21 protein-coding genes are annotated in these 21,843 nt (G+C 46.9%); 6 read left to right on the plus strand and 15 right to left on the minus strand.

All coding sequences use genetic code 11. The features are described from left to right. Window positions 1–121 precede the first annotated feature (121 nt). Entirely contained in the window at window positions 122–487 is a 366-nt protein-coding gene (locus NLX74_RS21695; protein WP_254330089.1) for a winged helix-turn-helix transcriptional regulator, read from the plus strand. 78 nt (window positions 488–565) lie between these two features. On the opposite strand, the gene adhP is transcribed toward NLX74_RS21695, so the two are convergent. Continuing rightward, a complete protein-coding gene (gene adhP / locus NLX74_RS21700) occupies window positions 566–1,582 on the minus strand; it encodes an alcohol dehydrogenase AdhP (RefSeq protein WP_061830749.1) in 1,017 nt (338 codons plus the stop codon). A 225-nt stretch (window positions 1,583–1,807) separates the two neighbouring features. Here adhP and NLX74_RS21705 point away from each other — a divergent pair, with 225 nt between their 5' ends. Next, window positions 1,808–2,647 carry a carbonic anhydrase gene (locus NLX74_RS21705; RefSeq protein ID WP_254330090.1) on the plus strand — a complete coding sequence of 280 codons (840 nt, stop codon included), beginning with the start codon at window positions 1,808–1,810 and terminating at the stop codon, window positions 2,645–2,647. Between the two features lie 111 nt (window positions 2,648–2,758). Here NLX74_RS21705 and NLX74_RS21710 read toward each other — a convergent pair whose 3' ends face one another. Further along, window positions 2,759–4,045 carry a Gfo/Idh/MocA family protein gene (locus tag NLX74_RS21710; RefSeq protein ID WP_254330092.1) on the minus strand — a complete coding sequence of 429 codons (1,287 nt, stop codon included), beginning with the start codon at window positions 4,043–4,045 and terminating at the stop codon, window positions 2,759–2,761. 138 nt (window positions 4,046–4,183) lie between these two features. Here NLX74_RS21710 and NLX74_RS21715 point away from each other — a divergent pair, with 138 nt between their 5' ends. Beyond that, window positions 4,184–5,020 carry a helix-turn-helix transcriptional regulator gene (locus NLX74_RS21715; protein ID WP_254330100.1) on the plus strand — a complete coding sequence of 279 codons (837 nt, stop codon included), beginning with the start codon at window positions 4,184–4,186 and terminating at the stop codon, window positions 5,018–5,020. A 10-nt stretch (window positions 5,021–5,030) separates the two neighbouring features. On the opposite strand, the gene NLX74_RS21720 is transcribed toward NLX74_RS21715, so the two are convergent. From NLX74_RS21720 to NLX74_RS21735, 4 genes are all read right to left on the minus strand, one after another. After that, the gene (locus NLX74_RS21720) at window positions 5,031–5,861 is read right to left on the minus strand and encodes a carbohydrate ABC transporter permease (RefSeq protein WP_254330106.1); all 831 of its coding nucleotides are present in this window, start codon (window positions 5,859–5,861) and stop codon (window positions 5,031–5,033) included. Beyond that, window positions 5,851–6,723: a carbohydrate ABC transporter permease gene (locus tag NLX74_RS21725; protein ID WP_061830759.1), complete on the minus strand. Its 873-nt coding sequence runs from the start codon at window positions 6,721–6,723 to the stop codon at window positions 5,851–5,853. The genes NLX74_RS21720 and NLX74_RS21725 overlap by 11 nt, the downstream gene beginning before the upstream one ends. Before the next feature lie 38 nt (window positions 6,724–6,761). Continuing rightward, entirely contained in the window at window positions 6,762–8,060 is a 1,299-nt protein-coding gene (locus NLX74_RS21730) for an ABC transporter substrate-binding protein (RefSeq protein WP_061830761.1), read from the minus strand. A gap of 249 nt (window positions 8,061–8,309) precedes the next feature. Next, window positions 8,310–8,867 (minus strand): GNAT family N-acetyltransferase, encoded by a 558-nt coding sequence (locus tag NLX74_RS21735; RefSeq protein ID WP_250267213.1) that lies wholly within the window; start codon window positions 8,865–8,867, stop codon window positions 8,310–8,312. Between the two features lie 165 nt (window positions 8,868–9,032). Between NLX74_RS21735 and NLX74_RS21740 the strand changes: the two genes are divergently transcribed. Together NLX74_RS21740 and NLX74_RS21745 are read left to right on the plus strand one after the other, a co-directional pair. Continuing rightward, entirely contained in the window at window positions 9,033–9,908 is an 876-nt protein-coding gene (locus NLX74_RS21740) for a hypothetical protein (RefSeq protein ID WP_254330108.1), read from the plus strand. Continuing rightward, window positions 9,901–10,515: a hypothetical protein gene (locus tag NLX74_RS21745; protein WP_254330109.1), complete on the plus strand. Its 615-nt coding sequence runs from the start codon at window positions 9,901–9,903 to the stop codon at window positions 10,513–10,515. The genes NLX74_RS21740 and NLX74_RS21745 overlap by 8 nt, the downstream gene beginning before the upstream one ends. A 70-nt stretch (window positions 10,516–10,585) precedes the next feature. Here the strand turns inward: NLX74_RS21745 and NLX74_RS21750 are convergent, their stop codons facing one another. The 9 genes from NLX74_RS21750 to NLX74_RS21795 all read right to left on the minus strand — a co-directional run bounded on the left by NLX74_RS21750 (window position 10,586) and on the right by NLX74_RS21795 (window position 20,323). Next, window positions 10,586–11,041, minus strand: a complete 456-nt coding sequence (locus NLX74_RS21750) for a hypothetical protein (RefSeq protein WP_254330111.1) — start codon at window positions 11,039–11,041, stop codon at window positions 10,586–10,588. Window positions 11,042–11,090: 49 nt separating this feature from the next. Then, complete coding sequence (locus tag NLX74_RS21755; protein WP_442952045.1) at window positions 11,091–12,053, minus strand: ABC transporter ATP-binding protein; 963 nt, start codon at window positions 12,051–12,053, stop codon at window positions 11,091–11,093. Continuing rightward, entirely contained in the window at window positions 12,046–13,083 is a 1,038-nt protein-coding gene (locus NLX74_RS21760; protein ID WP_254330115.1) for an ABC transporter ATP-binding protein, read from the minus strand. The genes NLX74_RS21755 and NLX74_RS21760 overlap by 8 nt, the downstream gene beginning before the upstream one ends. Window positions 13,084–13,158: 75 nt before the next feature. Next, a complete protein-coding gene (locus NLX74_RS21765; RefSeq protein ID WP_250267208.1) occupies window positions 13,159–14,004 on the minus strand; it encodes an ABC transporter permease in 846 nt (281 codons plus the stop codon). A gap of 4 nt (window positions 14,005–14,008) precedes the next feature. Then, the gene (locus NLX74_RS21770; protein ID WP_023986565.1) at window positions 14,009–14,959 is read right to left on the minus strand and encodes an ABC transporter permease; all 951 of its coding nucleotides are present in this window, start codon (window positions 14,957–14,959) and stop codon (window positions 14,009–14,011) included. 72 nt (window positions 14,960–15,031) lie between these two features. After that, a complete protein-coding gene (locus NLX74_RS21775; protein WP_250259869.1) occupies window positions 15,032–16,651 on the minus strand; it encodes an ABC transporter substrate-binding protein in 1,620 nt (539 codons plus the stop codon). A 156-nt stretch (window positions 16,652–16,807) separates the two neighbouring features. Then, window positions 16,808–17,170, minus strand: coding sequence for a DUF1304 domain-containing protein (locus NLX74_RS21780; RefSeq protein WP_061831915.1), 363 nt, complete (start codon window positions 17,168–17,170; stop codon window positions 16,808–16,810). A 130-nt stretch (window positions 17,171–17,300) separates the two neighbouring features. Next, window positions 17,301–18,812 carry a methyl-accepting chemotaxis protein gene (locus NLX74_RS25725; protein WP_302058684.1) on the minus strand — a complete coding sequence of 504 codons (1,512 nt, stop codon included), beginning with the start codon at window positions 18,810–18,812 and terminating at the stop codon, window positions 17,301–17,303. Window positions 18,813–19,069: 257 nt separating this feature from the next. Further along, complete coding sequence (locus NLX74_RS21795) at window positions 19,070–20,323, minus strand: cation:dicarboxylate symporter family transporter (RefSeq protein WP_254330116.1); 1,254 nt, start codon at window positions 20,321–20,323, stop codon at window positions 19,070–19,072. Window positions 20,324–20,534: 211 nt separating this feature from the next. On the opposite strand from NLX74_RS21795, the gene NLX74_RS21800 reads away from it, so the two are divergent. Beyond that, complete coding sequence (locus NLX74_RS21800) at window positions 20,535–21,839, plus strand: sensor histidine kinase (RefSeq protein ID WP_254330118.1); 1,305 nt, start codon at window positions 20,535–20,537, stop codon at window positions 21,837–21,839. The last annotated feature ends 4 nt before the right edge of the window (window positions 21,840–21,843 follow it).

The raw sequence follows: 21,843 nt of genomic DNA on the forward strand, positions 1-21,843 counted from the left end.
GAACAGTACGTACTTTTTAGTGATATAGGTACTAAAAAGTACCCTAAATAAAGTTCTTTTTAATTAAAACAGGCTGTTAAGGTATGTATAACAGAAGCGATACACATGGGGGGGATCGGCATTGGTGAAGAAAAAATACAATATCTCTGTTGAGGCGACGTTAGAGGTGATCGGGGGGAAATGGAAATGCGTCATTCTGTGTCATTTGACACATGGAAAGATGCGGACAAGCGAATTAAAACGGATGATGCCTTCCATAACCCAAAAAATGCTGACTCAGCAGCTTCGTGAATTAGAGGAAGACGGCATTGTCAATCGGATTAGCTATAATCAGGTTCCACCCAAGGTGGAGTACGAGCTTAGTGAATATGGATGTAGTCTGAAAGGCATTTTAGATTCTCTTTGTGCTTGGGGAGAAAGACATATTATTAAAGAATACGGGGATAAATCTGCGGTTTTGGAAGATAACATTCTGAATAAGTTGTAAAGCCAAAAAGAGCGCCTACAATACATCAGCAGGCGCTTTCTCTCTCCGAATTCCAAGGGTTACGAATTGGACATCATTTTAATTTGTGAAATCAATGACCATGCGTCCTTGGATTTTGCCCTGCTCCATCTCCTCGAAGATCTCATTAATGTCTTCGAGCGGACGTTTTTGTACAAGAGGGACAACTTTACCTTCTGCAGCGAACTGGAACGCTTCTTTAAGGTCTTCACGTGTGCCGACCAAGGATCCAATAACTTGAATGCCGTCCAGAACCAGACGTGGAATGTCCAGATCCATCTTATCGGTTGGGAGACCTACAGCTACGACACGCGCGCCGGCCTTCACAACGTCGATGGCCTGGTTGAAAGGTGTTTTGGCAACAGCAGTAACCACGGTTGCATCCAGACCAGCACCGTTTGTTAACTCCTTAGCTCGAGCGACCGGATCTTCTTTCATGCTGTTAACGATATAGTCAGCACCAATTTGTTTGGCCAGTTCTAGTTTTTCATCACTGATGTCAAAGGCTACAACTTTAGCATTGAATACATTTTTGGCGTATTGCACAGCTAGGTTACCCAAGCCACCAATGCCGAAGATACCGATCCATTGTCCTGGTTTGACTTCACTTACTTTAACTGCTTTATATGTGGTAACCCCTGCGCAAGTTACACTACTTGCAGCGGCAGGATCAAGACTATCTGGTACTTTGACCGCGTAGTCAGCTGTGACAATACATTGCTCTGCCATTGCACCGTCTACCGTATATCCGGCATTTTTAACTTCACGACACAGCGTCTCCCGCCCGGTTAGGCAATATTCGCAGTGACCGCAGCTTTGGAACATCCAGGCAATACTTACGCGATCACCAATCTTAAGACTGGTTACTCCTTCACCTAATTCAATAACTTTCCCAATACCTTCATGCCCCAGAACTCTGCCTGTGACATCACCGAAATCCGCATTTTTCACATGTAAATCTGTGTGGCAAACTCCGCAATACTCGACTTGGACTAACGCTTCCCCATGCTTCAGGGAGCGTAAAGGTTTCTCTTCTACACTGACTTTCTTGTCTTTTGTAACAATTGCTGCTTTCATGTAGATCTCTCCTTTAAATAGATATGGAATTATTTTGTAATGCACACTCCATTATTATAGTAACTTTTGCCCGAAAAGGACAAACATAAATCTAACTTACTAACTTAAAACTATTTAATCGAAAAATGCTTCTTTCTAAGTCCTTGGACCCTTGTAGGAACTTTGTACAATAATTTACAATGTAAAAAGTTTCACATACTCTATTTGGAAGAAGGATAAAGAAACATGAAAAAAAACTGGAAAGGTTGCCTGTTCAGCATATTTGCCATTATCTTGGTTGTGTCGGTAACAGGATGCAATTCACAGCCCGCCATTTCTAGTACCACCAGCACTTCATCCTCATCAGCTACCAACGCTCATGCAGTCGTTCAGAAAGGCCCACACTGGTCCTATGAAGGAGATCAGGGACCGGAGCATTGGGGAGAGCTGGAAAAAGATTTTGTTGCTTGTGGTAACGGCCACGAACAATCTCCTGTCAATATAGAGCATACCCATTTGGAAGCATCGCAAACGCAGCAACCGCTGCAAGTTCATTACACTAATACGAAAGCATCCATTTTGAATAATGGGCACACTGTGCAAATCAATGTTGCTGATGCCAGCAATAGCATCATGCTGGACGGTACTAAATTCACTTTAAAGCAGTTTCATTTTCATCACCCGAGCGAACACCAAATAGATGGTAAAAATGCTGAAATGGAGCTTCATTTTGTCCATCAAAGCGACAACGGAAGTACAGCTGTCTTAGGAGTCCTTATCCAAAGTGGCAAAGAAAACAAGGCTTTCAACCGCATTTGGTCCAAACTACCGAAGGATAATTCCCAAGAAGCGGCGGCTCTAGATGAAGAAATAGATCTCGCTGCGTTGCTGCCAAAAGACCTGCACTCCGTTCGCTACAATGGATCGCTGACTACCCCGCCATGCACAGAACATGTAAATTGGACAGTGCTGGAGCAGCCTATTGAAATGTCCGCAGACCAAATCAACCAGTTTGCTGCCATTTTTCCCGATAACCATCGTCCTGTACAACAACTGGGAACCCGGGAACTGACTGCCGATAAATAATAAAATAAAGTGCCGTAAGATGTAAGGTGCATTCTATATATAAATACACCCCAAAAGCCCCCTCTATTCATCTAGTTAGAGGGGGCTTTTCGGTATTAAATTTACTGCTCATTACAAGCGCACCAGTTCCTCCACCTTCACCGGTTGACCTGTACGCATAGAACGGTTGGCGGCAATGCCTGTTAAAATGGACCATGCACCGTCCATATGTGAGGCCGCACGATGGAACCGATCCTCTGCCGGCTTATCGAAAATATCACGCAGCATAACTGGATCTCCTCCGCCATGACCACCCTGGCCTTCCTCCACTTCGACCTCATAAGGTGCTGCAAAGTGGGGATAGATGGTGATGGTCTTCTCTTTTAGCGCACCCTCATCTGCCTTGCTGCCACCGGAATTAACATAGGATTGCTCGGATACCCGAACCTCCATCCGTCCCTTCGTGCCGTTAAATACGATGATAAAGCCCTCCCAAGGCATGTAAGCATTCAGCGAATAGTTCATTACCGTCTTGTTCTGATACTTCACCATGACACTCAGCGTATCTTCAATGCTGATATTGTCGCCAAATACGCTTTGATCCCGCACATAACCATCCTCATGCTCAGCATCCAGATACATGCTTTTTAGATGCTCGTTACGGTCCAGGTGTAGCGCAAAGGGGTCATTTTCCGCTGCCTTGCTGCCGTAAGCCCGTTGATAAAACTCCGTCACGCCACGCTGCTCCGCATTTTCTCGTCCGTAAAATTTCAGATCCCCCATCGCATACACCGTCTCCGGTTTCGAGCCAAGCCAGAAGTTCATCAGATCAAAATGATGCGTCGATTTATGCACCAGCAGACCGCCGCTATTGCGCTTGTCCCGGTGCCACCGACGGAAATAATCCGCGCCATGCTGTGTATTCAGCAGCCATTCGAAATTGACTGACAGCACCTCTCCGAGCGTTCCGTCCATGATCAGCTCACGGATTTTCGTATTATGCGGCGCATAGCGGTAGTTAAAGGTGACGCGTAGCTTCCGTCCCGTGCGGTCTATGGCATCCAAAATGTCTTGGCATTTATCTTCATCCACCGTCATCGGCTTCTCAGAAATGACATCACAGCCCAGCTCCATCGCCCGGATAATATACCGATGATGTACCCGGTCAATGGTCGTGACAATGACGATATCCGGCTGCGTCTCCGCGATCATTCGATCAAACTCGTGAGCTTTATAGGTCGGAATCGGCTCATGCTCGTATTTCTCCTGCAGCAGCCGATTGGCATAATCCATTCTCGTCTGATTGACGTCACAGAACGCGATCAGCTCCGAGGTATCTTTGAAAACGGTAACAACTTCACCGTAAAAAAATTCGGCTCTTCCTCCGGTACCCACAAGTGCATATTTGATTTTAGCCAATTGGTTCACACCCTTTACATGAATTGCTTTTATTTTATAGTATAAGAAAGAGCAAAATCTTCGCTTTTATTATGATTTTTCCCGTAAAATATACATATATTATCCTTATGTATTCTTTCACTAAAGGAGACTATCGATATGATCGCTACACCCCGTTTTGCCATCGAGCAAACGTTGCGGAAGGTGCCATTCAGCATGTCCGCCGACCATGTCCACCAAGCGCACGAAATCTATTATTTGCTGGCAGGAGAGCGCTACTACTACATTAATCAACGGGTATACGCCCTCCAGAAGGGCGATCTGATTTGGATCAGCAAACATGATTTTCACCGTACGAGTAACAAGGGTAGCGGTAGCCATGAACGGATTTTGATTAACTTTGATGAAGAATTTGCAGCCTCTTCAATGACCGTCTCTCCCTCCAGCGATCAGAACCAGCTTCTTCTGCCAGAGAAAAGCTTTCTGCTTCGCCCCTCCGCGGAAGAACAATGCGAGCTGGAACACCTATTCCGGCAAATGCTAGATGAATACCACCAAGAACATGCCTACCGCCAGCTATATCTCCAGAGCTTGCTACTCCAGCTCCTTATCCGTATCCGGCGCATACAATCGGCCACTGCCGATACCATTGCACCGGAACGTAGCGAAAAGCAGCAGCGCGTGTACTCGGTCATCGCATACCTGCATGCTCATTATGACGAGAGCCTGTCGCTAGATCAGCTGGCTGAGCATTTTTATATTAGCAGCACGTATTTATGCCGTATTTTCAAGCAGACAACAGGTTTTACCTTAGTAGAATATCTTCAGGATGTGCGGGTCCAGCAGGCTCGGGCGTATTTAAGAGAAACAAGCTGGAAAGTGACTTCCATTGCTGAAAAAACGGGTTTTGACAGCATCGCTCACTTTGGTCGTGTATTCAAGCACCTTACCGGGCACACCCCACTACAGTACCGAAAAAAATACAAAAAGGAGTAGAGAGATGCCCCTACCCCTTAATTCCCGTCAAGGTGATGCCTTCAATAATTTGCTTTTGGGCAATGATGTAGACGATTAGCACCGGGACGACAGAAATGGTGGTACCCGCCATCATCAGTGACCAATCGGCGGTATATAACCCTTTGAAATTGTTAAGTAAAAGCGGAACCGTGAATTTCTCCGGTGTATTGAGATAGATAAGCGGATCAAGAAAGCTGTTCCAGGCACCCAAAAAGGTGAAAATCCCTATTGCCGCCAATGCCGGACGAATGAGTGGCAGGATGACGCTCCAGTAAATACGAATGTAGCCCGCCCCATCCATTACCGCCGCTTCCTCTAGATCGCGTGGGATGCCCATGACGAACTGGCGGAGCAGAAACACTGCGAATGCATTAAACAAGGCTCCAGGTACGATCAGCGACCAATGTGTATCCAGCCAACCGATGCGATCCATCACCAAATATAACGGAATCATCGTCACCTGCTTGGGCACCATCATCGTAGCGAGGAACAAGATAAACAGTATGTTCGAGCCCGGAAATCGGATTTTAGCAAAAGCATACGCCGCCATAGACGCGCTAATCAGTGTCGCTGTCACGATGATCACCGTAATGTAAAAGCTGTTCATATACGCATGCACGAAGGGCATTGCCTCCAGCGATGCCGGATAGTTGCTCCATACGAACGGATCAGGAATCCATTGAGGTGGGACGACGAAAATTTGAGAAATATCCTTCAGGGAACTGAGAACAGTCCACAGGAATGGAAAAAACATGACTAAAGAGCCGACAGCGAGCAGCACATGGCGCAGGAATACCCTACCTCTGGAACTAATCTCCATAGTGCACCCACCTCTTTTGCATTTTAAATTGCAGCAGTGTAAATACGAGAATGATCACGAACAAAATCATTGCTGCCGCAGCACTTTCTCCCATCGTGAAGTCAATGAACGCCTGATCATAAATGTGGTACACCAGCGTATAGCTTGCTTTGGCTGGCCCTCCATTCGTCATGACAAACGCCTGATCGAACACCTGAAAAGAACTGATGACCATCATGATGGTCACAAAAAAGGTCGTTGGTGACAACAGCGGCAATGTAATATACCTTAGCTGCTGGAACTTGCTGGCCCCGTCAATTTCGGCTGCCTCGTAATAGCTTTTGGAGATACCCTGGAGTCCTGCCAGAAAAATGACCATATTATATCCCAGTCCCAGCCATATGCTCAAAAGCGCAATCGACGGAATCACCCACTGCGTATCGGTAAGCCACATCGGGCCTGTAATCCCAATCGCTCGCAGCAGATGATTTAAAATGCCAAATTCGCCGTTCAGTATCCACATCCAGATGACACCAACCGATACCGAACTGGTTACGACAGGCATGAAAAAGAACAAGCGATAAATTTCCTTGCCCTTCACTTTGTTGAGCACGATGGCTACGAGCAGAGCCAATATAATCCCCGCCGGGATGACCAACACCATATAGTACATCGTATTGATGAGTGCCTTCCAAAAATCAGGATCAGATAATTGGCCCTTGAAATTGTCCAAGCCGACAAACAAGGGTACGCCAAATCCATCCCAGTTTACAAAGCTTAAGTAAAGCGCATATAGCAACGGCAACAGCGAAAAACATAACAGACCCAAAAACTGGGGGCCAATGAATAGATAGCCCCACAGCGCTTGATGCTTTTTCTGCATCTTGTCACCTTCCTCCCCGGTCACGGCCCATCCCGTGCCTACTTGACCGCCTTGGATATGATCTGATTCAACTTTTCAATGGTTGCCGCAGCATCCTGCTTGCCCAGGAACATCAGGTCGATGGTTTCCGTGATATCCGAGTTCAGCCCTGGCACCTGAGCATCATAGGCCAGTGCAGATCCATGAGCATGCCCTATGTTACGTCCTTCGGTCAAATAGCTTGAATGCTCAATTGTCGCCTTTTTCATAATGCTCTCATCTGCGGCAGCAAGCGTACCCATGGCATTCCCACCTTCAACCAGCCGGGCCTCCTGCCCCTTCACAGAGACGTAGAATGCTGCTAACTTCATGGCCTCTTGCACATGCGGACTATTTTTATTCACAGCTACATAGGCAACCGGAATAGCGACAGGTTCATTTTTGCCTGTGTTGGAAGGCCAGTAAATATAATCGAAGTCGAGGCTTTTATTTTGGCTAAACAAGGGTTCCAGCCATCTTCCCGCCGCCAGCATACCGACTTGATTGGACATGAACATCGCGTCAGCCCCTTGCCCTTTGGGAAGCGAGCCGAGATATACCGCATTTCCCTTTTTCACCATATCGTACATAAAACCGAAGGCTTCCTTGCCCTTTTCATTGTGGTCCAGCACATATTTGCCTTGTTCATCAAAGATCTGACCGCCATTCGACCACACCCATGAATACCAGTGAGCCCACCAGTTTTCCGCAATATAACCCTGCTTTCCGGCTGCCTTCAGCTTGGATGTAACCTCTTCAAAGGCGTCCCAATTCCACTTGCCTTCGTCATAGTATTCTTGCGGCGTCTTCACGCCTGCTTCCTTAAATACCTTTTTGTTGTAATACATGACCATCGGGTTTGAGTCGGGAGTGACCCCATAAATTTCCCCATCACGCTTTGCCGGTCCCCACAATCCTTCCGGAAAATCCTCAGCCTTCACATCACTCGCATCACTTTTTAAAAACTCACCCAAAGGCTGTACCTGCTTCGCCCCGATCAAACGCGCAATCGTCGATTCATACGAATAAAACACATCCGGTCCGCGACTTCCCTGAAGCTGTGTCAACAGCTTTTGCTCATATTGGTCTCCCGGTACAGGCACCAGCTTAACCTCGATATTTGGGTTTTCCTTTTCAAATGCATCCAGCGCCCGCTGATACACCTTCACCTCCGCAGGATTACCCCAAGCCTGCATCGTAAGTCGCACTTTTTGCCCTTCTGTGTTCTCTATTTTGGGAGAGGTACTGCATGCCGCTGCAAGTAAAAACAGAACGCTGAGAAAAAATCCAATCTTTATCCAGCTCATGTAATTGTCCACCTTAACCGCCTCCTGTAGCTTCGCATGGTTGTATGTCATCCTTCTTTTGAAGCGCTTACAAAACTTTCCCTATCATCATATGTAGGAGGGGGAGGCGCGATATCCCCATTTTCATTTTTATATAAATTTTTTCTTTTGGGGCTCTGATATGACAGCGACCAAGGGAAAGTAAAGGGCTATACAACAAAAAAAGAAGAATGCAGATCACCTGCTTCCTTCTTTCGTATTCCTTCAGTATGATTCCGTTTTCTATGACTTTATTAGCATCTTTTCAAAAATATTATAGCCGTTCGTTTCGCCTATATACGTATAACCGCATTGTCTGTAAAACTCGCTAAGCTTGTCATTGCCCGCAATACAGTCTAAACGGATTCGATCCTTGCCTGTGAAGTGGATGCCTCGTTCAATCCATTGCATCAGCTCACGGCCTAGCCCCTTCCCGGTGCTATCGCGATCCACAACCAAACGATGCAGATATACTGAGGTTCCTCCTTCAGAATCCGTTTCGTCTAGTCCCCACAACTTACGGTCCCATGCACTGGGTTGCTGCTGCAAGATCACTGCGCCTGCCAAGCCATGATCCTCTGATGCTCGGAAAATAACCACTTCTCCGCGTGCAATAGCACCGCCTAGGTTATGATCATCTTTTCCTTTTAGTAAGCGTCCCCATTGCGTAGAGCCTTTGCTGTGCAGCCATCTGGCCGTCTTTAAAATTAACTCCTGAACCTGCTCCTGATCTTCAGTGCTTGCCTGAAAAGCCATTAATCCTGGTTTGACGGATGATTCGACAATAGTCATTGATGTCATGCTGCACCTCAACTCTCAAATTTTCCTTATGTATAAAATATAGCATAAAAAATGAGCGTCTGATGATCTAGCAGAGCGTAAAAAATATGAATATTACTATACTCATATCGGTCATTTATGGTGAAAAATGTAACCTTTCTAATCATTTCAACCGATGATATCCGTATGAGAACAGTTGGAAAGGTTGTGAATGAGGTGCCAAGCCGTAATCCATATCTCCTCAAAAAGATATTTGGCATAAACAAAGAACGTATACTCATCTTCGCGCTGCTGCTGATCCCCGCTATCGCTGCCTTTATTGGAACAAGGCCTATGCCTGCGCAGTATATTTTGCAGGGAGAAATGCATCCGGTCAAAGATCTTGGCGTTCAGGGAAGCGTGTTTTTTGCGTCTGTGCAAACGGGTATTGCTAACAATCTCCTGGAGCGTTGGAATGTATATTCCAGTGAAAATGTATCTGGGGGAGCGATTAAATTTGAACCTCTTGCCCCTGATGAAGTGGACTCTTATTTGAAGGACCTTACAGAGACGGACACGCTAAAATATTCTGCCATGCAAGCCGTACATGCAGCGACGGAATTAAGCGTAGACAGCGACACAGCTGGGGCTACGGCGACTTTCTCGAATCTTAACAAATTGGAGGATGCTCGCTATGCGGAGCTATTGACTCATTTGCAGGATCTTTCGGGAAATTCCTTGGGTCTGATGACAGGTATCGGACTGTATGAGGAAGCCAATAATATCGACTTTTCAGATGGCGGACGTCACAAAATCGCAGGCTCTGGCACGATGGAGGAATACGGAGATGTCGGATCGGTCGGTGGGCTGGAGCAAAAGCTGCTGGGAGCCGAGGCGGCAAAGGTTGATCTATTCTTCGTACCGGCAGATTATGAATGGTACGGTGAGGAAGGCAACGAAGCAGAGGCTGCCCGAGTTCAAAAACAGCATGAACTCAAGCTGCGCATTATCCCCGTAGAAACACTGGAGGATGCTATCGTGTATTTGAAGCAACTAGACTGGGAGGAAATACATCTTGAATGATCCAGATTCCAAAGCATTCCCATCCAAGACAGCTGGCAGCGTACATCAAGCCTTACTAGCAGTGGGCACTATAGGCGAATTTATCATCCTTATTTTTACATTAGTGTATATCTACGCAAATGATTTTTATTATGATCATCTATACGAGCTGGAGCAAAAATTTACAGTTTTTAGCTTTGTGCTGTACTACTTGTGTTTTGTAACCTATCTGATCTGGCTAGTTCAAGTACATAAAGCCATCCGGCAAAAGCATTCCGATTATCCGATTCGTACCGTGGGAGCCATTGCTCGCATGATTCCTTTTATTAACTTGTGGGGATTCTCTAATACATTCACCCATATTTATAGGTACTTTGCGCTCCACCCCGAATTGGAGGGCAAAGCCCGTTATATTCAAAAGATGATTGTTCCGCTATATTTTGTCTGGTTTGGTGAAGGAATTATTAATCGGATTGTTATCCAACACTCTCCCGATATGGAATCGATGTCCATGTTATTGGGAGCCATTGTGCAAACCACCAGAATGGCCTTCTTTTACTGCATGACACGGATCATTCACAATAGTCTGGTTATGCTGAATAAAAAAGATGAAGAAGGATTGCATTAAAAAAACGAGCTGGCCTTCACGGTCAGCTCGTTTTCATTTCTGGTGAATGGTGTTACTCCATCCCCATGATTTAATTCGTCTGTGAAGCAGGTACAATTCGGTATAATCCTGAAGTCTCGCCCGCCGCGCGACGTACTTCCTGGATGACCCAGCCTAATGACAGTACCCGCCCAAGCCGATCATACTCAGCCTTCGTCAGTTCAGATGTAACGGCTTCGCTTCCTTCCTCCAGTGACAGCTCAGGCTCCCGCCCGAACGCAACGGCAATCCACGAACGAATGCCCCGGATCGTATTGTACTTGATCTGATATCCATCCGTTACTGCGCTGACAAACACCTCCGGCTCTTGGGACGCCAGCCCGGTGACAAGCTCTGTATAATCAAAATCGGATGGTCCGTCCGTTGGCAGCTCATTTTGCTGCACGCGACGGATTAATTCCTCTTGGGACCAGCCTAAAGAGCGTAATGATTCCAGCAAGAGCGCGTCCCATTGGGAAATACGTACTCTTTTCGTCGATTCAGTCATCGTTTTTTGCCTCCTTTGGGTCATGCACATCGTACAACCGCTCTTAACCCTAAAGGTTAACCGGGTATGCTACATAATGGCCGGGACTGATTTCTCTCAGCTCGGTTGTACTGTTGTTATCCTTGTCCCATACTAATGAACCGTCTGGTTGGGCCAAGCCTCCTCCCAGTCCCCCTTGCTCTCCGACCGCTCTCGGATCAGGCACAGGGATGGAGGATAGCAGTGCCTGCGTATAAGGGTGAGCGGGCTGCTCATACAGTTCATCTGCATCGGCTACTTCTACCAGTCGCCCATGGTACATCACACCGATTCGGTCTGAAATATGTCGCACCATCGACAAGTCATGGGCGATGAACAGATACGTCAGCCCGAACTCCTGCTGGAGATCCTCCAGCGTGTTAATGACCTGCGCCTGAATGGACACATCCAGTGCTGAAATCGGCTCGTCACAGACGATGAACTCGGGGTTCACGGAGAGAGCACGAGCGATGGAAATCCGCTGGCGCTGCCCACCACTGAACTCGTGTGAGTAGCGATACAGATGCTCCCGCTTCAGCCCTACCTTTTCAAGCAAAGCTACTACAGCATCTTTACGCTCACTACCCTGATGCAATCTGTGAATATCCATCGGCTCACCGATCAGGTCAAGCACGTTCATACCCGGATTAAGAGAGGAATATGGGTCCTGAAAAATGCTCTGAATACGCCGACGCAGCGGCTTGAGCTGTTTATCGTTCAGCTTGGAAATATCCTGACCGTCAAAGCGTACCGTACCTTCTGTATAATCGTATAATCGCGTCAGACAGCGTCCAACCGTTGATTTCCCACTACCTGACTCACCGACCAGTCCGAACGTCTCGCCACGCTTGATTTGAAAGCTCACGCCATCCACCGCCTTGAGCACCTCAGAGCTACGCCCTAACAAATCCTTTGCGGTCACAAAATGCTTCTTAAGCTGGTGTACCTCCACCAAGGGCTGTTGCTCACCCAATACATCGTTTGTTTCACTCACCGTCATTCCCTCCTTCCGCGTGGCCCGCTTTCGGCGTCTCGCAGACTCCGGCAGGCACTGCGTCCGGCTCGTTCAACCAGCAGGCTGCTCGCTGATCCGGGCGCAGCTCCACCATCGGCGGCCGCTCCACACAGCGGGCAAACGCGTGTGGGCACCGTTCCATGAACGGACAGCCTGATGGCGGGTTCAGCAGGTCCGGCGGCGTGCCCTCAATCGGCACCAGCCGCTCGCGGAAGCCGTTCGTGCGCTGGGGCACAGAACGCAGCAGGCCCTGTGTATACGGATGGCCCGGACGATAAAAGATATCGTCCACGCGCCCCTCCTCCATCACCATGCCGCCGTACATGACGATGACACGGCTACACACCTGGGCGACGACGCCCAGATCATGGGTGATCAGAGCAATCGACATGTCGGATTGCTGCTTTAGCGTCTTGAGCAACTCCAAGATTTGCGCCTGAATCGTTACGTCCAGCGCTGTAGTCGGCTCATCTGCAATCAGCAGCTCCGGGCTGCACGAGAGCGCCATGGCAATCATCACCCGCTGGCGCATCCCGCCGCTGAATTGATGCGGGTATTGGTTCATTCGGCGCTCCGGCTCGGTAATGCCTACTTGTCGCAGCAGTTCTACAGCTGCTTGCGTAGCCGCTTCCTTGCTCAGTCCTCGATGTCTGCGAATCACCTCGACCAGGTGATAGCCAACCTTTTTGACCGGATTCAGCGAGGTCATCGGGTCCTGAAAAACCATTGCAATCTGGTTTCCGCGTATTTTGCGCCATTGCTTTTCCGTCAGAGCGGTCAGGCTTTGTCCCCGGTAACGAATATCGCCGTTCAGCCGCTTGCCCGGCGGGGCAATCATCGACATGATCGCTTTCGCTGTAACACTTTTGCCGCTCCCGGATTCTCCTACGATTCCTACCGTTTCTCCAGCATCAATATGAAAACTAACCCCTCGAACTGCCTGATTTTCCCCTTCACGAGTGAAAAAGGAGACCTCCAGCTGTTCGACGGACAGTAGATGTTCTGTCATTGTCTTTTCGCTCCTTCCTGTCGCTCCTGGAGCCATTTGTAATGGACCTGTACTATGAATCTATGAAACTATGAATCATCGTTTTACTAATTTGGGTTCAAAGCCTACACGCAGCACATCTCCCAAAACATTAAAGCTCAATACAGTCAGTAAAATAAGTAGACCCGGGAATAATGCCATGTATGGGGCCTGTGCAATATATCCTTGGGCATTATTCAGCATACTGCCCCACGTAGCGTTCGGCAGCTGAACACCAAAGCCGAGGAAGCTCAGTGACGATTCCATCATAATCGCTGAAGCGATATTGTTCGTCGCCCCTACGATAATTACCGGAATCAGATTCGGTACGATATGCTTCATAATAATACCCAACGTGCTTTGTCCCGAAGCTTTGGCGTATAGTACATACTCCCGTTCGCGCAACGTCATTGTCTCTGCACGAACCACACGGGCAATGTTCATCCACATGAGCAGTGCGATAATGACAATGATATTGCCGACGCCCGGCTTCAAAAACACACTCAGCAGCAAAATAACCAAGAAAGACGGAATTGACATGATCAGCTCCAAAACCCGCATAAGCAGATTGTCGATCCATCCTCCAAAATACCCGCTCACAACCCCTACCACTGCACCGATACTAGTCGCAATAATCATGGACGCGAAGCCTACCAGCAATGATACACGTCCGCCGTACAGTGCTCTTGTAAAATAGTCCCGCCCATAATCATCCGTCCCAAACCAGTGTGCCGCTCCCGGTGGTTGGAGACGCTCCAGCACGTTCAACTTATTCGGGTCCTGCGGCGATAAAAATGCGAAAATCGCCCCCAGCGAGAATACGATCAATAGTATGAGGGCGACGGCGCCCATTTTGCTCGTCATCAGCTCGCTCCCGATGTTGCGCCATTTGCTCCGATTCATGAATTCACCTCGTTGATTTAATTCTCGGGTCCGCGATGCTATACAAGATATCTGCAAGCAGATTACCCAGGATCAGCAGCAGAGCGGAAAATAAAGTAATCCCCATGATGACGGGATAATCCATCCCTTTTACCGCCGTCATGCCCAGCGAGCCAATGCCCGGCCAGGAAAATACCGTCTCCGTCACAATGGCTCCAGCCACCAGGTCCGCAACCGACATTCCGAGCAGCGTAATGATGGGCAACAGCACATGCTTAAGCACATGTCGAAACAAAACCAGTCTTTTTCCAGATCCGAACGCGTATTGAATCTGCACATACTCTTCCTTGAGCTGCGTAATCGTGCTGGAACGGATGTACCTCACATACACAGACAGAAAGCCGAAGGCCAGTACAAAACATGGTAAAATCCCATGCTTGATTACATCTAGCACCGAGTCCGTACCGATGGTACGCATTCCTGTACTCGGAAGCCAATGCAGATAAATCGCAAACAAATAAATAAGTAAAATACCGAGCCAAAATAGCGGAACAGAAATTCCGATGTACGACATCAGATTAATGAGCTTGTCGATCCAGCGATTCCGATTAGCCGCAGCCGTCAAACCGAGCGGAATTGCAATCAGCACAGCCAGTATGATGGAGGCGCCCATCAACCCGGCTGTAGCCGGCAGACGATCGAGAATCTGATCCAGCACAGGCTGGTGATTAATTAGCGAGTAGCCGAGATCACCCGTCAGGCTCTTTTTAAGCCATAATATGTACTGCACATAAGCGGGCTGGTCCAGCCCCAAGCTATGCCTCATTCGTTCAATGTCTTCCAGATGCATATTCGGTGTAACAAAAGAGAGAACCGGATCACCTGGAGCCAGCTTGATCAAGCCGAAGCAGACGATGGACACAAAAAATAGCATCGGTATAACTTGCAGCAACCTTCTGGCGATGAGTTGTCTCATACGTTTCCCTTCCCCTTGCTGTTTTCGAAAAAAATAAGCTGGTTAGCCCAGCTTATTTTTGAAAACCCTGTCTTATTTGTGATAAATTTTGGACAAATCCTCGAAAATCACGACCGGCTTTAACACAGCCTGATCAATACCGCCATACTGCTTGTCGAAGGCTACAATAGTCTTGGTGTAAGCAATCGGGTAGATGACAGCATCCTCAGCCAGCAGCTCTTGTACCTTTTTATAAATTGCTCCACGTTTCGTCGTATCCGACTCACCCGCGCCCTCTTCCAGCAGCTTATCCACTTCTTTATTTGAATAATGCGAATAGTTGGAGGATGATCCGGTGCTATACAAAATACGATACGCGTCAGGATCATACCCCATGATATAGCCGCTGATCGCCAGATCGAAGTCCTTGGCATTCGTATCGACGAATTTTTGCGACCATGCCGAGGAATCCATGCTGTTCACGTCCAGCTGAACGCCTATGTCCTTGAACTTCTGCTGGATATAGAGCGCTTGTGCTTCCTGTACCTTGTTGCCGCCCGGAATGATAATGCGCAGCTTCAGTCCTTCAGCGCCAGCCGATTTCAGCAGCTCTTTTGCCTTGTTCACATCATTATTGAAAAATGCAACGTCATTCGTGTGATACAGTACATCCTGTGTCAGAGCAGATTTCGCAGTATCTGCATAATCTTTGGAGCCATAGGAGACTTGAATCAACTCATCCTGATTCAGTGCATAAGAAAGCGCCTGCCGTACTTCTTTTTTGTTCAACTGCTTTGTATCACTGTTTTCATTAAACATCAGATAAGCCAAGCGACCTTCGCTGTAAGGGAAAATGTCAAACTTATCTGTTGCTTTAATGGTCTCCACATTTTGCGGATCGAGATAGTTTACATTGATCTCACCATTTTGAAGGGCCAAATTCGCAGCATTTGAATCTTTAACAATCCGGTATGTTACTGAATCCAGATGCGGCTTTCCGCCAACATAGTTATCGAACCGTTCGAGTGTAACGTACTCACCGGTTTTGTACTCTTTAAATTTGAAAGGGCCAGATCCAATCGGAGAGTTGTTTTTTGTACTCTTCTCAATATCCGCTTCATTCTCGAAAATGTGCTTCGGAATCGGGGATACCTGTACCAGTGCTGCCTCAAAAGCGGGAGCTGGCTGAGGAAGCTTGAAATCCACCGTTGTATCATCAACCTTGCTCGCCTGAACCGGTTTGCCATTAACCATAAAATTACTTCTCAAAAAGCTGTGCTGCTTCTCGTCCAAAATTTTGTTAATGGTGAAAACAACATCGTCAGCTGTCAGCTTCTCGCCATCATGCCAAGTCAGATTTTTTTTCAGTTTTAGTGTATAAGTCAGCTTGTCTGCTGAAGGAGTCAGACTGTCTGCCAAATAAAATGTCTTTTTGCCATTGTTCACTTGAAACAATGGTGCGAATATCGCCTGATCTATCGTCAGACTTACCCGATCACCCGCATAATTCGGATTCAGCACCACCGGATCAGCTTGTACGCCAATGATCAGGCTGCCGCCATCTTTAGGCTGTCCGTTATCAGCTGTTGTGGTAGCTGTACTGGGTGTATTCCCATTCGTCTCAGACGTAGATCCAGAATTCCCGCCGGAGCATGCACTTACAACCAACATCAATACAATAAATACCAATACACCAGTCAAATTACGACGCATCGCTCTAGCCCCCGTGTCCTCTTAGTATGTAATAAATTTATTATAAATCGGAATAGTCGGATTTACAATCGGTCAAAAACTGTTTATTCCCCTTGTCATTAGCATTCCAGACATTATGTGATCGAATCTAGAAAAAGACACCCGTTAAGGGTGTCTTCAGAGTATCCACAAACTGATTAGGGCCAGGATGGCAGGCAGGCCTTGCTTTAATAAAATAGACTTATTGGCAGTTAATGCACCATACAACGCAGCCACTACCACACAAATGACAAAGAATAATTGGATTTGCCGCCCGAATACAGTATCCGGATAGAACAAGCCCCACACCAATCCGGCTGCCAAAAAGCCGTTGTACAGCCCCTGATTTGCAGCCAAGGATTTGCTTGCTTCCGCCAGCTCCTTCGAGGTGCCGAACGTACGCATCGCCCGCGGAGTCGTCCACAGAAACATTTCCAATATTAGAATGTACACATGCTCCAGAGCTACAATTCCGACCAATATTGAACTAAGTAAGCTCAAGTATATTCCTCTTTTCCACATAAAGTTACTATGAGGCGATTTTTAGATCTATCCTCGAAAAGTATAGTTCATCTTCCAAAAACAGTAAAGAGACCGAGCCTAAGGCCCGGCCTCATTTCTACATGAAGCCTTACATCGTTCTTGCAAAATCCAACAAAGCTTTGGACATGCTGTTGATCTCGTCTGTAGATGCATTCACTTGTTGCGTTAGCGCGGCTTGTGTTTGTGTCAGCGTAGACATATTACCGATATTGTGCAAAATCCGCTCGATGAGTGTCTTCATTTCGTCCAGACTAGTCTCGATATTTCCGGTCGCATCAGCACTGTGTATGGCGAGTTTTCTCACTTCATCTGCAACTACCGCAAACCCCCGTCCCTGCTCGCCCGCACGCGATGCCTCAATGGCGGCATTCAGACCCAGCAGATTTGTTTGATTCGCAATCTCTTTAATGAAGTTGGAAATGTTTTGCGTCTCTTCTGCACTGACTTTGGCTTGATTCGCTGCCTCTGTCGATTGCTCCTGAGCCGTAGCCAACTCCTGCGCCTGGTTACTAACCGAGTTAACGCCGTTCACCATTTCCGTAATGGAATCGGAGAGATGCTGGATCTTGAGCGTCAGCTCATCCGCAACAGCCTGCTTTTCCTTTTCGACAGTAATATCACGAATGGTACCCGCAATACGAATAGGCACTCCCTTGCTATCGCGTATGCTTTTTCCACTGCAATAATACCACCGATGCTCGCCATTCTTACGCACTAAACGGCATTCCATTTCGTACGGTGTGCGTCCCGTATAATCATTTAAATGATCATTCAAAATCTTAATCGCCATTTCGGCATCCTCAGGATACAGGATTGAAGCCCAACTGCTAAGCTTGCTTGGGAAATCTTGCTCGTCCTTAAAGCCTAGCGTTGCGCGGAATTGCGGTGACCACCAAAATGTATTATCCGGATTTTCTATATTTCCTCCAATAATGTTTACATCGTAAGGAGCCTCTACCAGCACAAGGTTAATGAGATCGTATCTTGTAACCATGGCCTCCAACTCTTCAGACTTAATCTTCTGGTCGTGCACATCCAATAGAGCGCCGGCAATCCGAAGCGGCACTCCCTGCTGATCGCGGATCGTCGTTCCGGTAGCCCGGAACCAGCGGTATTCTCCATGCTTCAGCTTCAAACGATACTGTACGTCATAAGGCGTCTTTCCCGTAAAATCCAGCAAATGATCCGACAATTCGGTCAATGCTCTGTCATGATCTTCGGGGTGCAGCCGGGATGCCCAGCTGTTTAATACATTGGGGAAGTCCTTTTCGCTCTGATACCCCAGCATAGCACGAAATTCTTCTGACCATGTAAACGTATTATTTGGATTGACGGGATCACCCGCAACCACCTCCATGTCCCATAAGCCAATCTCTATAGCCTTGGTAACAAGCTTCAGACGGATGTCAACATGTTGAGCATCATTTTTCATGGATTCAAGCGCTTGGTTTACATTGTTTGCGATTTCTTGAATCTCGGAAGATTTGGATGAAACTTGTATTGCGGCAGAATAATCCTTCTGCTGTATTCTTTGTGAAAGTTTGCGGCTTTCTTCTACTAAAGGAGCAAGTGAGTGGGTCTCATTTTTTTTAAGAAACATATATGCTCTTCCCTTCTAAGCCAATATATAAAACGATATAGTTTAATATCGGAATTTTATTAAGAATCATTATAAATAAATCTAAAATTGCATAGGTAATAAGAATCGTTTTTATGTCCATATACCTATATATTCATACAAAAAACATCGAAAAATGTCGAAAAAGGAAAGGTCTTAATAAGTCTGGAAATGAAAAGAACACCTTCGCATTACTTCGCAAAAGTGCTCTTTCTGGCAACTATTCAGTTCGTTACATCTTATTTAATTGAAGCAACGTATTCCTCGCCCTTTTCTTTATCATATTGGCCTTCCCATTTGGACATGACCACAGCGGCAAGCGAGTTGCCTAATACATTGACTACCGTACGAGCCATATCCAGAATGCGATCAATACCAGCAATAAAAGCCAACCCCTCCAGCGGGAGGTTCACTGCTCCAAGTGTAGCGAGCAAAACGACAAAGGAAGCACCTGGCACCCCTGCAATACCTTTGGAGGAAATAATCAAAACTAGCACCAGCGTGATTTGTGTCGTGATTGGCAGGTCAATTCCGTACATTTGGGCAATAAAAATCGCAGCCAGTGCCTGATACAGGGTGGAACCGTCCAGATTAAAAGAATACCCAATCGGAATGACAAAGGACGTAATTCCTTTAGGACATCCGAACTTCTCCATCTTCTCCATGATCTTAGGCAAAACACTTTCCGAACTGGCCGTCGAATATGCAAGCAACAGCTCACTTTTCAAAATTTTAACCATGGTCCAGAGACGGGTACCGCAAAGCTTGGCGATAATTCCAAAAACAATCACAATGAACAGTATCATGGAGCCGTACACCGACAAAACAAGCTTCAATAAAGGCCATAACGAGGCCAATCCAAACTTGGCCACTGTCGTTCCAATCAGGGCAAATACACCGAACGGAGCCAGGCGCATGACCTGATTGGTTACCCAGAACATGGCGTCGGCTACACCTTCAAAGAAATTCAGCACAGGCTTGCCTTTGTCACCAATCGCCGCTACCCCTAATCCAAACAGTACGGAGAAGAATATAATAGCCAGCATATCTCCCTCGCCCAGGGCGTGAATAATATTGGTAGGAACAATATGCACAATCGTATCTATAAAGCTATGGCCTGACTTCTCTGCAGTCTCTACATAGGAATGGATATCACTCTTGGCCAGGTGGGACATGTCCACGCCGTCACCCGGTCGAACCAAGTTGGCAACAAGCAGTCCGAAAAGGATGGCGATTGTCGTTACAATCTCAAAGTACAGAATAGACTTTCCGCCGAGTTTACCCAATTTCTTCATATCTCCGACGCCGGCTACGCCGATAATGAGCGTTGAGATCACAATAGGCACGACAATCATCTTGATCAAGCGGATGAAAATATCACCGATTGGCTTTAAGTAGACTTCCACCCCTGAATTGCCGTAAAATAAGGCACCAATAATAATACCTAAAGCCAGACCGATAAAGATTTGCATCGTCAAATTAATCTTTTTCACTTCGTGTCCCCCCTGGCTGATTTGTATATTTTTGCAGTATGCTGTTCTTAATATTCAAATGATGTTATTTATACTACAATCTGATCTATAAAAAACGACAATTATCTACAGCTGCATTTATTTTTTTCTATAAATTCACAAACTTTAACGGCGAGCCTGTGAATTTAGCTCACATTGCCTTTCTGACTGAATACCCAGGAGGTGAATATGGATGAAGTTGAATACGCTCCTTTTCCTGCTCATGCTTGTATTTGTACCGCTCGCAGGTGAGCTGAATATTCACCCGTTCGCTAATACATTCCGTCTCAGCTTTGGTACGCCTGTATTTTTTTTCTTTCTGTTATCTATTCGTCATATTCCGCCTGCATTATCGGGAGTGCTTGCAGGGATAGCGGTAGTCGCCTTTCGCATCTTACTCAATCATTACACTCAGCCCGGCCTTCCCTTCGAAGAGTTGCTGACACTGCACGGCCCTACCTTTTTTTATTACATGGTCTACGGCCTGCTCTTCCAGGTCCTTAACATTAATGCTGAGCCTTACCGCGCACTCCGTGTGGGCATCCTCTCTGTAGGGATTGAGGTTGCCGCAAGTGTGTCGGAACTTAGCGTCCGGTGGAGCATGGACGGCGATTTCTGGGACATCATTAAGATCAGCAAAGTAGCTTTCATGGCTATGATCCGCAGCTTCTTCGTGCTTGGGTTTTATAATATGATTCGGTTAAATCAATCGGTCCAGCATGAAGAGGCACAAAGGCAGCAGACGGAGCGAATTTTACTCCTTGTATCGGACTTGTATGAGGAGTCGGTCCAGTTAGGCAAAACGCTGTCACATGCAGAACAAATCACTCGTGAAAGCTACGAGCTGTACCGTGAGTTGCAGCAGGATGAATCTCTGAAGGATAGAGAACATTACGCCAGACAGGCACTTCGTATTTCCGGACAGGTTCACGAGATCAAAAAAGACAGCCAGCGGATTTTTGCTGGTTTGTCCAAGCTGATTGATGCCGAAAGCGGAGTGCATTACATGGCTTCTCAAGAGCTTGGGGAGCTAATCATTCGAACGAACAGCAAATACGCACAATCGCTGGACAAGTCTATTCGTTTTACCCTAGATGTCGATCCATTGTTACCCAAGCTGCATGTTTATACCGTTTTGACACTTATTAATAACCTGACAGCCAATGCGGTTGAAGCAATGAAGGACAACGGAAGGATTGACGTTTCCATTCGCTGTCTACCGGGAAAAGAGGATATAGCTTCCTTTAGTGTTACCGACAACGGTCCGGGGATTCCTCAACGGAAACGGGAAATGGTCTTCACACCAGGGTATACGACCAAGTATGATGAGGAAGGACAGCCGTCGACCGGTATGGGATTGTTTTATGTACGTGAGGTCGCGGAGAGCCTTGGAGGAACGATTGAACTGCAACAGGATGAAGAAGAGAATACAGATAGATTACAGACCACTTTTAGAATTACATTGCCTTTACGGAAACTGACGGAGAAAGGAAGATAGCCCG

The sequence above is a fragment of the Paenibacillus sp. MZ03-122A genome, from assembly GCF_024213325.1.
Taxonomy (GTDB): domain Bacteria; phylum Bacillota; class Bacilli; order Paenibacillales; family Paenibacillaceae; genus Paenibacillus; species Paenibacillus polymyxa_B.